The sequence below is a fragment of the Paramagnetospirillum marisnigri genome, assembly GCF_001650715.1.
Taxonomy (GTDB): Bacteria; Pseudomonadota; Alphaproteobacteria; order Rhodospirillales; family Magnetospirillaceae; genus Phaeospirillum; species Phaeospirillum marisnigri.
Genome location: NZ_LWQT01000045.1, coordinates 54,359 through 66,914, shown reverse-complemented (window position 1 = coordinate 66,914; position 12,556 = coordinate 54,359). Strand labels below are relative to the sequence as shown.

General features: G+C 66.5%; 4 protein-coding genes and 1 tRNA gene. 3 read left to right on the top strand and 2 right to left on the bottom strand.

Translation table 11 applies throughout. The features are described 5' to 3' along the window. Positions 1–635: 635 nt before the first annotated feature. Positions 636–728 (bottom strand) — tRNA-Ser (locus A6A04_RS07650). 449 nt (positions 729–1,177) lie between these two features. Between A6A04_RS07650 and A6A04_RS07645 the strand changes: the two genes are divergently transcribed. Together A6A04_RS07645 and A6A04_RS07640 are read left to right on the top strand one after the other, a co-directional pair. Next, positions 1,178–9,409 (top strand): beta strand repeat-containing protein, encoded by an 8,232-nt coding sequence (locus A6A04_RS07645; RefSeq protein ID WP_082914777.1) that lies wholly within the window; start codon positions 1,178–1,180, stop codon positions 9,407–9,409. A gap of 95 nt (positions 9,410–9,504) precedes the next feature. Further along, on the top strand, positions 9,505–10,758 hold the full coding sequence (locus A6A04_RS07640; protein WP_068491549.1) for a citrate transporter: 1,254 nt from the start codon (positions 9,505–9,507) through the stop codon (positions 10,756–10,758). A 16-nt stretch (positions 10,759–10,774) separates the two neighbouring features. Here the strand turns inward: A6A04_RS07640 and A6A04_RS07635 are convergent, their stop codons facing one another. Next, on the bottom strand, positions 10,775–11,431 hold the full coding sequence (locus tag A6A04_RS07635) for an MBL fold metallo-hydrolase (RefSeq protein ID WP_068491547.1): 657 nt from the start codon (positions 11,429–11,431) through the stop codon (positions 10,775–10,777). Between the two features lie 152 nt (positions 11,432–11,583). Between A6A04_RS07635 and A6A04_RS07630 the strand changes: the two genes are divergently transcribed. Next, on the top strand, positions 11,584–12,483 hold the full coding sequence (locus A6A04_RS07630; protein ID WP_068491563.1) for an LOG family protein: 900 nt from the start codon (positions 11,584–11,586) through the stop codon (positions 12,481–12,483). The last annotated feature ends 73 nt before the right edge of the window (positions 12,484–12,556 follow it).

Sequence of the window (12,556 nt, the reverse complement as noted above, 5' to 3'; positions counted from 1 at the left end):
CAGCCTGATCAATCCGGCCAAGCCCGCCGGAGATCAAACGGCGACTGCGCTGTTACACCAATCCAAGGGACACGATCGAAGGGTTGCGGATGATGTCATTACGGATTGTTCCTTCGCTTCGTTTGAGAAGGGCGGCCAAGTCCGAGATAGTCAGCAAGTCGGGCATGGCGACGAGAGAATGATCCCCAGCCATCAGCGTTCTCCGCAAAAAGTGTGTTCGCGGGACACAGGCTGTCACTGTTAAAATATTGAGTCAGCATATAATGCGCTTTGTGATGACGAATTTCGGATGAGTGCGTTTAAACGCGCTCATTATGTTTCCAGGAACGCAGATAAATACTGTACGTGAGTCACGTACCGCGGTCGCGGTATTTACTACGTGAATCACGTAGTTTTGGTATTTGGCAAATTTTTGTGCGGTGGCGGCATCTGTTGCGGAAGGAAGTCTTGAGTGGGTGTGGTCGTGGCGGGCAATGGGAGGGGATAAGGCTTCCCTCTGCCCCGCTCTTGTCCCATGCCGCTTGCTACAAGCCCGCCAGCTTGTAGCACTATTGTAGCAAGCCAAAAGGGCGCACGAGTGATCACGGGTGACGGCCCGTGATCGCTAGTTCGCGTAAGTGCTTGAAAAAGCTAGGTGGCGGAGGGGGCGGGATTCGAACCCGCGCAGAGGTTTGACACCCCTGGACGGTTTAGCAAACCGTTGGTTTCAGCCACTCACCCACCCCTCCGCAGAGGCGGTTGCTTGCCGCCGTGGCTGGAGCGACGTTTCTAACCAAACCGGGCAGGGGCGTCAACGCATCTTTCCCCTGGACAAGCGGTCAATTTGATCGGGGCGCTCGCGGCCGCTGGGCAGTTCTTGCCCAAACCCGGTCAACCCGGCAAATCCTGCCGGGTCAAATCCTGCCCACCTCCTGGGTCAACTGCGGCAACAGGAAGGGGAATCAAGGTGTTAAGCGGTGATGTTGACTGGCGCGGGACTTGCTTGGCGGTCTCTGGCGAAATACACTTCCCCGACCGTGGCCCGGATCGGGAGGGCGCCCAAGACCTAGCAGGAGCGAGTGCTGAAATCAAAACAAAATTATGCATCAACATGGAACCTCGAAGTGATGCATATGCTGCTGTGCTCAATGAAGAATTCCGTAAAGATGGTGATAGCCATCACTAACGACCGCTGGAGATGCTTGTTGTGGTCTCGTCCATATCATCATTAAACGAGGCACAGATTGCTCAACTGAGCACGTCCACGATTCGTGGACTGACTTCCAGCGACCTTCGTGAACTTGAAAACACCCAGATCGCCGCTTTCACCATCGAACAGATCGGTGAGCTGAGCGGCACCCAACTGGCCTCGCTGTCCACCAATCAGATGCTGGGTCTGACCTCGACCCAGATCAGTGCGCTGACGCCCGCCCAGATGGCCTTCACCGGGCCGCAGCTTTCGGTGCTGATCGATGCCCAGTTCGAGGCCTTTGGCGAGGACACCATTGCCGCCCTGACCACCTTGCAGATCCGGGGTCTGACCGCCACCGATCTGGGAGAGATGACCTCGTCCCAGTTCCGGGTGCTGTCGCCCACCCAGCTTTCGGTGCTGAGTTCCGCCCAGATCAAGGGCCTGACCACGACCGAGATGGAGACTCTTTCGGTTACCCAGATGGCCGGGTTCGGGTCGACCCAGATCAGCGCCGTGACGTCGACCCAGATGGCGGCGATTTCCCTGGAAACACTCGCGGGCCTGTCGGCCACCCAGACCGCTGCCCTGCCCCTGGCCAATGTGGCGGCCCTGACCTCCACCCAGGTGGGGGTGCTGAGCCAGACCCAGTTGCAGGCCTTGACCGCCACCCAGATGCGCGGCTTCACCCAGACCAACATCGCCGGGCTGAGCCCGTCGCAGATGGCGGCGTTGTCGGCGGCCCAGATCAATGCCCTGGGCAATCTGGCGGCGCTGGGCATGAGCGAGACCCAGGTGGCGGCCCTGTCCACTACCCAATTGGCCGGTTTCGGCGCGGCGCAGTTGCAGTTTCTGTCCACGACCGCCGTCGCGGCCATGAGCACCACCCAGGTGGCCGCCTTGTCCGGCGCCCAGATCGCCGCCATGACCAATGTGCAGATGGCGGCCATGACGTCGAGCCAGTTGGCGGTGCTGTCCACCACCCAGATGGCCAGCCTGAGCGCGCGTGAGCTGGCGGCCCTGTCCTCGGAACAGGTTGACGCCCTGAGCGGCACCCAGTTGTCGGCGCTGACCGCCACCCAGATCAAGTCCATGAACACGGCGGCGGTGGAGTCCCTGGACGTCAGCCAGATCGCGGTGATGACCTCCACCCAGTTGGGGGCCATGACCTCGACCCAGTTCGGGACCTTTTCCACCACCGAGGTGGCGGCGCTGAGTGTCACCCAGATACGCGGCCTGACCTCCACCGAGATGGTCGGCCTGGCCACCGAGCAGATCAACGCCCTGACCGAGACCCAACTGGCGGCGTTCGGCACGGTTCAGATCAAGGGCCTGTCCTCCACCCTGATCGCCAGCCTGACCACCAACCAGTTGCAGGCCCTGAGCGGCGCCCAGATCGCCAATCTGTCCCTGGCGGCCATGGGAGCATTGGGCCAGACCCAGATGGCGGCCCTGACCGCCACCCAGTTCGCCGCCCTGAGCTCGACCCAGATGGGGCTGCTGACCACCGACCAGATGGCGGGGCTGACCGAGACCCAGATCACCCAGCTGACCACCACCCAGATGAAGGGACTGACGGCGGGCGCCGTGCGCGAGCTGAACCAGACCCAGTTGGCCCATCTGTCCACCACCCAGTTGGCGGCCCTCAACCCGGTGGCGCTGCGCGGCCTCAACGAGATCCAGATCAGCCAGTTGACCACCGGCCAGGTCGCCTGCCTGTCGCCCACCCAGATCGCCGTGCTGGTGGCGACCCAGATCACCGCCTTGAGCGACGCCCAGATGGCGGCGCTGACCTCGACCCAGATGGCGGGGCTGACCGCCGTCCAGGTCGGCTCGCTCAGCGACAACCAGTTCCAGCAACTGGCCGCGACCCAGTTGCGCGCCATGACCGCCAGCCAGATCAAGGGGCTGTCGGCGGAACAGATACAATCGCTGTCCACCACCCAGATCGCCGGGATGAGCGTCACCCAGATCGGTGCCCTGACCCCCATTCAGATGCGCGGACTGAGCAATACCGCCCTGGATGCCCTCAGCGCCACCCAGCTTGCGGCGGTGAGCACCACCCAGATCGCCGGGCTCAGTACCGATCAGATCGCGGGTCTGAGCGCCGAGATGCTCGACCGTCTGAACGCCACCCAGTTGGGCGGTCTCAGCGTCACCCAGATGGACGCCCTGAGCGCCGAGCAGATGGCGTCGCTGTCGACCACCCAGTTGCGGGCCCTGTCGGCCACCGGCATTTCCGGCCTGTCGGCCGAGGATATGCAGGGGCTGGCCACCACCCAATTGGCGTCCCTGACCGCCACCCAGATCGCCGGCCTGACCGCCCCGGCGCTGTCGGGCCTGAGCGCCGAACAGGTGGCGTTGTTGACCTCGACCCAGTTGAAGGCCATGAACGGCGTCCAGATCGCCGCCTTGTCCGAGGACGGGTTGGCGGGCCTCACCCCGACCCAGATGGCGGGGCTGGCCACCAGCCAGATCGACCGTCTCAGCGCCACCCAGATCGGCTCGCTCAGCCTGACCCAACTGGCGGTGATGAGTTCTGGCCAGATCGCCGCCCTGCGCACCACCCAGGTCATCGGCCTGACCGAGGGCCAGATGGCGGCCCTGAGCACCACCCAGCTCAAGGCCCTGACCATGACCCAGATGGGCGTTCTGCCGTCCACCGCCCTGGCGGCGCTCGGCACCACCGGCCTGGCGGCATTGGGAACCATGCAGATCAAGGGTCTGGCCACCACCAGCCTGGAATCCTTGAACAGCACCCAGGTGGCGGCCTTGTCCACCACCCAGTTGAGTGCGCTCGGCGTGGCGGCGCTGCGGGGCTTGAGCGACACCCAGGTGGAGGCCCTGACAGCCACCCAGTTGAACGCCCTGACCTCGACCCAGATCGGCATGCTGACGCCCGTGCAGGTGGAGGCCCTGACCTCGACCCAGTTGGCGGCGCTGTCTTCCACCCAGATCAAGAGCCTGACCACCTCGCAACTGAGCTCGCTGAGCAATGCCCAGATCGAGAGCCTGACCGCCACCGGCATGGCGGCGCTGACCACCACCCAGGTGCGCGGCCTGACCTCGGCCGCCGTCGCCGCCCTGGCGGCCACCCAGCTTGCGGCCATGACCAGTGTTCAGATCGGCGCCCTGTCCACCACCGGCATGGCGGGGCTGAGCAGCGAGCAGTTCGCGGCGCTGTCCTCCACCCAGATACGGTCATGGAGTTCGAGCCAGATCGGCGCCCTGAGCCCGGCGCAGGTGGCGGCGCTGACCAGCACCGAGATGTCGGCCCTGACCCGGACCCAGTTGGGCGGCCTGAACGCCGATCAGGTGGCGGCCATGACCGCCACCCAGATTTCCGCCCTGCTGGATACCCAGTTGGCGGCGCTGTCGCCCGGCGGCATCAGCGGCCTGACCGAGACCCAGATGGCCATGCTGGGCAGCACCCAGATGGCGGCGCTGAGCACCGCCCAGATGGCGGGCCTGACCGCTACCCAGCTGAACGGATTGTCGGCCACCGAACTGGGCCAGTTGACCACCACCCAATTGCGGGGCCTGACCGGCGGCCAGATCGCCGCCCTGTCCTCGACCCTGATCGCCAGCCTGTCGGAAGCCCAGATCGCCGCCCTGACCACCACCCAGGTCAACCGCCTGGGTGAAAGCCAGATACAGGCGCTGAGCGACGAGCAGTTGACCTCGCTGGCCGCCACCCAGGTGATGGCGCTGTCGGCCTCGGGCATCGGGGGCTTGAGTTCGTCGCAACTGGCCGGGTTGACTCCCACCCAGTTCCGCTCGCTCACCGCCACCCAGATCGGTGCCCTGACCACCGCCGCCCTGGACGGGCTGAGCCCCACCGACATGACCTTGCTGTCGGCGACCCAGATCAAGGGCTTGGGCGCCGAACAGGCGGCGTCGCTGGATGCCGGGCAGTTGGGCGCGCTGAACGCCGCCCAGATGGCTTCGCTGTCGGCCGCCGCCGTGGCGGGCCTCAGCGATTCGCAGGTTGGCGCGCTGAACGCCACCCAACTGGCGGCCCTGACCACCAGCCAACTGGCATGGCTGAGCGCTACCCAGCTGGCGGGCCTGGACTCCACCGCCCTGGCGGGGCTGACCGTCACCCAGATCAAGGGCCTGAGCGGTCCCCAGTTCGCGGCGCTGTCCTCCACCCAGATGGCCAATCTGACCGCCACCCAACTGGCGGCGCTGACCACCACCCAGATTCAGGGGCTGTCTTCCACCAATGTCGCCAATCTGAGCCTGACCCAATTGGGCCAGTTGAGCGCTACCCAGATCGGCGCCCTTTCGGCCACCGGCATTGGCGGGTTGAGCGCGGCGCAGATCGGCGCCCTGACCGCCACCCAGATGCGGGCCTGGAGCCCGTTCCAGGTGGGCTCCCTGACCGCCGAGCAGATGGAGGGGCTGAGCTCGACCGAGTTGTCCGCCCTGACCACCACCCAGTTGGGCGGATTGACCGCCGGGCAGATGGGGGCCTTGACCACCGCCGCGCTGGGCGGTCTGACCACTACCCAGGTTTCGGCCCTGTCGGCGGCGGCGCTGAGCGGGTTGAACGAGACCCAAGTGGCATCCTTGAGCACCGGGCAGGTGGCGGCGCTGTCGGCCACCCAGATCGGCGGCCTGACCGAGCAGCAGCTGGCTTCCCTGTCCACCTCTCAACTGGCGGCCCTGTCCACCACCCAGATCGCCGCCCTGCCCATTGGCGGCATTGACGGAATGAGCGATACCCAGATCGCCGCCCTGACCGTTACCCAGATACGCAATCTCACCGCTGCCCAGGTGGCGGCCCTGTCGGTCACCGGCATCGATGGGCTGAGCGCCACCCAGATGGCGGCCCTGTCCACCACCCAGATGCGCGGCCTGACCGCCACCGAGGTGGACTCCTTGTCCACTGCCCAGTTGGCTTCCCTGTCCACCACCCAGTTGGGGGCCTTGACCGCCACCGCCTTCCTTGGCCTGGCCGACACCCAGATGGCGGCGCTGACCACCACCCAGATCGGCGGCCTGACCACCACCCAGATCGGGGTGATGGACAGTTATCAGTTAGGCGGCCTCAGCCAGACCCAGATGGGGGCCTTGTCCACCACCCAGGTCAAGGCGCTGACCGCCACCCAGTTGGGTGCGCTGGACGCCGCCCAGGTGGCGGGGCTGAGTTCGGCGGCGGTGGCCTCCCTGTCGGCGACCCAGATCGCCGGTCTGGCCACCACCCAGATGGAAGCCCTGACCGCGCTGCAACTGGGTGTCATGACCTCGACCCAGATCGGCGCCATCTCCGGCGGCGGCATCGCCGGGCTGACCGCCACTCAGATCGCCAATCTCAGCGCCACCCAACTATCGGCCCTGACCCCGGCCCTGGTGGGTGCCCTGACCGAGACCCAGGTGGGGGGGCTGACCGCCACCGTGTTCGCCGCCCTGACCACGGCCCAGCTCGGCGGTCTGACCGCCACACAGATCGGCGCCCTCAGCCTTGGCCAGATCACCACCCTGACCACCGCCCAGATCGGCGCGCTCTCCACCACGGCCTTGTCCGGCCTGAGTGCCAGCCAGGCCGCCAGCCTGTCGGCGACCCAACTCGCCGCCCTGTCTTCCACCCAGATGGCGGGACTGGTGGCCACTGCCCTGGAAGGCCTGACCGCCTCCCAGATGGCGGGTCTGTCCACCGGCCAGTTGCGGGGCCTGACCGCCACCCAGTTGGGCATGCTGAGCGCGACCCAGGCGGCGGGGCTGACCGCCACCGGCCTGGCGGCGCTCACCACCACCCAGTTGGCGGGACTGCGCGAAACCCAGACCGGCGCGCTCGGCGCCACCCAGATCGCCGCCCTGAGCACCAGCCAGTTGGCGGCCCTGTCGGTGACCGGCATGGACGGACTCGGTGCCACCCAGATGGCGGCCATGACCGCCACCCAGTTGCGAGCCCTCAGCTCGACCCAGATCGGCGCCCTGACCGCCACCGCGCTCAACAGCCTGACCGCCACCGGCATGGCCGGACTGACCACCACCCAGGTCCGGGGCCTGCAGGCCACCCAGTTGGAAGAGTTGAGCCTGACCCAGTTGGCGGTCCTGACCTCCAGCCAGATCGGCGCCCTGTCGGCGGCCGAGATCAATGGCCTGAGCCAGGCCCAGATATCGGCCCTGACCGCCACCCAGTTGGACGGGCTGAGCTCGACCCAGATCACCATGCTGGGCTACGAGGAAGTGGGGGCGCTGACCGCCGACCAGATCGCCTCGCTGTCCACCACCCAGATCAAGGGGCTGGCCTCGGATCAGATCAGCGCCCTGTCGGCGGACGAGATCAACGGCCTGACCACCACCGAACTGGCGGTGCTGACCACCACCCAGCTGGCCGGGCTGACCGACGAGCAGGTGGCGGCCCTGTCCTCGACTCAATTGGCGCGGCTGTCGGCCACCCAGATCGGCGGCCTGTCGGCCACCGGCGTCGCCGGGCTGAGCCTGACCCAGATCGGCCAGTTGACCACCACCCAGCTGCGGGGCCTGACCGCCACCCAGATGTCGGCCCTGACCACCGATCAGGTCAGCGGCCTGACCGCCACCGAATTGTCGTCGCTGAGCCTCAACCAGCTGGGGGCCTTGGCCTCCACCGGACTCGCCGCCCTGACCACCGATCAGGTGGCCGGGCTGACCACCGCCCAGATCGCCGCCCTGACCACCCAGCAATTGCGTGGCTTGAGCAATACCCAGATGGCGGCGCTGACCAGCACCCAGCTGGGCGGCTTCACCTCGACCCAACTGGCTGCCCTGTCCACCAGCGCCGTGGCGGGATTGTCGGCCACGCAAGTGGATGCGCTGTCCACCACCCAACTGCGCGGCCTGACCTCGACCCAGATGGGAGCGCTGTCGGCCACCCAGATCCGCAGCCTGTCCAATACCGATATCCTGGCGCTCAGCGTCACCCAATTGGCCGGACTCGGCGCGGGCGGCGTGGAATCCCTGACCGATACCCAGATCGACCGCCTGACCGCCACCCAGATGGCGGGGCTGTCGGCCACCGGCCTGGGCGGCCTGACCGAGACCCAACTGGCGGGCCTGACCACCACCCAGTTGCGCGGTTTGAGCCCGACCCAACTGGCCGCCTTGTCCACCACCAGCATGGCGGGTCTGGTCGATACCCAGCTGGCCTCGTTGACCACCACCCAGTTGCGCGGCCTGAGCGCGCCGCAGATGGGGGCGCTGTCGGCGGCCCAGGTGGCGGCGCTGACCGCCACCGAGGTCTCCAGCCTGACCGCCACCCAGTTGGGCGGCCTGTCCACCACCGGCATCGGCGCCCTGTCCACCACCCAATTGCGCAGCCTGACCGTGTCCCAGATCGGCTCGTTGTCCACCACCGGCATCGGCGGATTGAGCGAGACCCAGATCGGCTCGCTGACCACCACCCAGTTGCACGGCCTGACCATCACCCAGATCGGCGCCTTGTCCACCACCCAGATCACCGGGTTGACCTCGGCCGAGATGGACGCCCTGACCGTCACCCAATTGGGCGGGCTGGCCGCCACCGGCATCGGCGCGCTGAGCTTGACCCAGCTAGCCGCCCTGTCCACCACCCAGATGGCGTCGCTGTCGCCCGCGGGGCTGAGCGGACTGACCGCCACCGGCCTGGCCTCGCTGTCGCCGTCCCAGTTGGGGGCGCTGAGCAGCAGCCAGATCGGCGCCCTGTCCACCCTGGGCATCGGTGGTCTGACCGCGACCCAGATCGCCTCGCTGACCTCGACCCAGTTCGCCGGCCTGACCGCCGCTCAGATGGGCTCGCTGACCACCGAGGAGGTGGCGGGCCTGACCACCACCCAGATCCAGTCGCTGTCCTCCACCCAGTTGGGCGCCCTGGCCCGGGTGCAGATCCGGTCCTTGACCACCGCCCAGATCGGGGTGCTGAGCACGGGCCAGGTGGGCTCGCTGTCCACCACCCAGGTGACCAATCTGACCGGCACCCAGTTGCAGGCGCTGAACGCCACTCAGTTCGCCGCCCTGACGCCCACCCAGGTCGGCGCCCTGTCCGTCACCCAGATCGGCAATCTGAGCGTCACCGAGGTGTCGGCCCTGAGTCCGGCCCAATTGGCGGGCCTGACCACCACCCAGGTGTCCGGCCTGACCGCCAGCGGCATCAGCGCCCTGACGCCGACCCAGATCGAAAGCCTGACCGCCACCCAGATCGACGCCTTCACCACCACCCAGATCGCGGGCATGACGGTGGCCCAGGTGGCGGCCATGGAATCGGCGGTGGCCTGATCGGATTTGACGCGCCGCACACCAAGTTCCGGGTTGGGAGCGGTGTCCTCTTATGGCTATGATCGAATTCCCTCGATCTGACGCGGACGCCCCCGATGCCCAGCCTGTTCGGCATTCCCGTGGAATTCTTCCTGTTCGGCCTGACCCTGCTGGGGGTGGCGCTGCTGCACAACCACACCCTTTATGTCGGGCTGGGCGGCCTGACCTCCATCGCCGTTTACAAGATGGCGGTCACCGGCTTCAAGACCGGGGCCGGGGTCGGGGGCTTCGTCGGCCATCTCGGCCATGAATGGGTGACGCTGGCCAATCTGTTCTGTCTGCTGATGGGCTTCGCCCTGCTGTCCCGCCATTTCGAGAAGAGCCATGTGCCGGTGGTGCTGCCCAAATACCTGCCCGAGGACTGGAAGGGCGGCTTCGTCCTGCTGGTGATGGTGTTCGTGCTGTCGTCCTTCCTGGACAACATCGCCGCCGCCCTGATCGGCGGCGCCATGGCGCACCAGTTGTTCCGGGCCAAGGTCCATATCGGCTATCTGGCGGCCATCGTCGCCGCGTCGAATGCGGGCGGTTCGGGCTCGGTGGTGGGCGACACCACCACCACCATGCTGTGGATCGCCGGGGTCTCGCCCCTGGCGGTACTCGAGGCCTATGCCGGGGCGGTGGTCAGCCTGCTGATCGTCGGTGTCGTCGCCGCCAAGCAGCAGCACGCCTACTCGCCGATCCTGAAGCATGCCCATGCCCATACCCATGTGGATTGGGGCCGGGTCGGCATCGTCGCCATCATCCTGACCTCGGCCATCGTTACCAATGTGATGGTCAATCTGCAGTTTGGCCATCTGGCGGAAAGCTTCCCCTTCATCGGCGGTTCGGTATGGATCGCCCTGGGCGCGACCATGGTGATCCGCCGTCCCGACTGGGAAATCCTGCCCGAGACCGCCAAGGGCTCGATCTTCCTGCTGTCGCTGGTGCTGTGCGCCTCCATGATGCCGGTGGAGGAGTTGCCCGCCGCCTCGGTCCTGACCACGCTGGGCCTGGGCTTCGTCTCGGCAGTGTTCGACAATATCCCGCTGACGGCGCTGGCCATCAAGCAGGGCGGCTATGACTGGGGCTTCCTGGCCTATGCCGTGGGCTTTGGCGGGTCCATGGTCTGGTTCGGGTCATCGGCGGGCGTCGCCCTGTCCAACATGTTCCCCGAAGCCAAGTCGGTGGGGCAGTGGCTGCGCCACGGCTGGCATGTGGCCGCCGCCTATGTGGCGGGCTTCGCCGTGCTGACGGCGGTGGTGGGCTGGCATCCCGACACCCGCCTGCCCGAGGCGCCGCGCCATCCGGCGCAGCATTCCCTGGCGAAATGAACCGGAACCAAGCCGCTTAGCCGACCATCCGCCACCAGCGGCGGGCTTCGCGCACGCCCCATTCCGGGCCGTGGCCGGAATACAGCATGGTTTCCTCGCCCAGCAGGCCGAGCAGCCGGTTGATGGAGGCCCAAAGCTGCTGTTCGCTGCCGCCGGGCAGGTCGGTCCGCCCGACGCCGTTACGGAACAAGGTGTCGCCGGTCAGCACGAAGGTGCCGAAATCGAAGCAGACGCCGCCGGGGGTATGGCCGGGGGTGTGGATCACCCGTACCGGAACGCCGCCCAGGGACAGGCTGGGCTCGCCTTCGAAGGTGCTCAGGCTGCCGGGGCCTTGCTGCGGCTGGCCGGTGAAGGAGCGGCTGAGATCGCTGGCCGCCGCGATGACCGGCATCTCGTCGGCATGGGCATGGGTCGAAACCTTGAGTTCGCTTTCCAGCCGGTGCGCCGCTCCCAGATGGTCGGGATGGCCGTGGGTCAGCCAGATGGCCTCGGTCTTGCCGTCCAACTGCTCGATGGTATCCAGGATGCGCTCGGCGTCGCCACCGGGGTCGACCACCACCAGGGACTTGCTGGGCTTATGCAGGACCAGGAAACAATTTTCGTACCAGGGCGGGCTGGTGACCACCACCGAGAGCGAGAAATCCCCGAAATCGCCGAGGTGCTGATGTGTCATGACGCTGTTTCCTGTCAACAATTCCTCCCCCTATAGCGAAGGGAGCGCCGCTTTCCAAGCGCCGCGTGTGTCTTTACCCGCTGGTAAGGATGCATGGCCGACACTTGGGAGGTGATATGGCGGACGAATCCGCCCCCGGAGTCAGCCCATTCATGCGTAAATATCCCCGTCGCGGCCCCTTTCCCACCGCGCGTCGTGAAGCCGGCAAGTTCACCTTGCCCGGCGAGGCCACCGCCACCGCCCAGACCGCCTCGCCCGCCTATCGCCTAGCCTTCGAGGATGTGGACTTCCTGCTGCGTCAGGACCTGCGGCCGGTGCGGCTGCAGCTGGAACTGCTGAAGCCGGAACTGCTGCAGCAGCAATACGGCATCAAATCCACCATCGCCGTGTTCGGCTCGGCCCGCATCCCCAACCCGGAAGCGGCTGCGGAGCGGCTGGCGGCGGCCGAGGCCGAGGCCCGCGCCAATCCCGACGACCACGATGCTGCCCGCCGGGTGTCGGTGGCCCGGCGCATGGCGGCCAACAGCCGCTATTACGACGAGGCGCGCCGCTTCGCCCATATCGTCACCGGCACCTGCTCCGACCGCCAGACCTGCGATTTCGTCATCAAGACCGGCGGCGGCCCGGGAATCATGGAAGCCGCCAATCGCGGCGCCATGGAGGCGGGCGGCAAGTCCATCGGGCTCAACATCGTCCTGCCCCTGGAGCAGGAGCCCAACGCCTATATCACCCCGGAACTGTGCTTCCGCTTCCACTATTTCGCCATCCGCAAAATGCACTTCCTGACCCGGTCCAAGGCACTGGTGGTGTTTCCCGGCGGCTTCGGCACCCTGGACGAATTGTTCGAGGCGGCGACCCTGATCCAGACCGGCAAGATCGATCCCATCCCGATCCTGCTGTTCGGACGGGAATACTGGGAACGGGTGATCAATCTGGATGCCCTGATCGGCGAGGGCATGGCGAGTCCGGGCGACAAGAAGCTGTTTACCTTCGTCGAGACCGCCGAGGAGGCCTGGAGCTATATCGTGGAGTTCTACAAGCTGGCCCAGTAGGGCGCACCACCCCACAATCGAAGGGCGTATTGACCCGACCTTGGCGCCATGACAAAGTCTTGGTGTGTCTCCC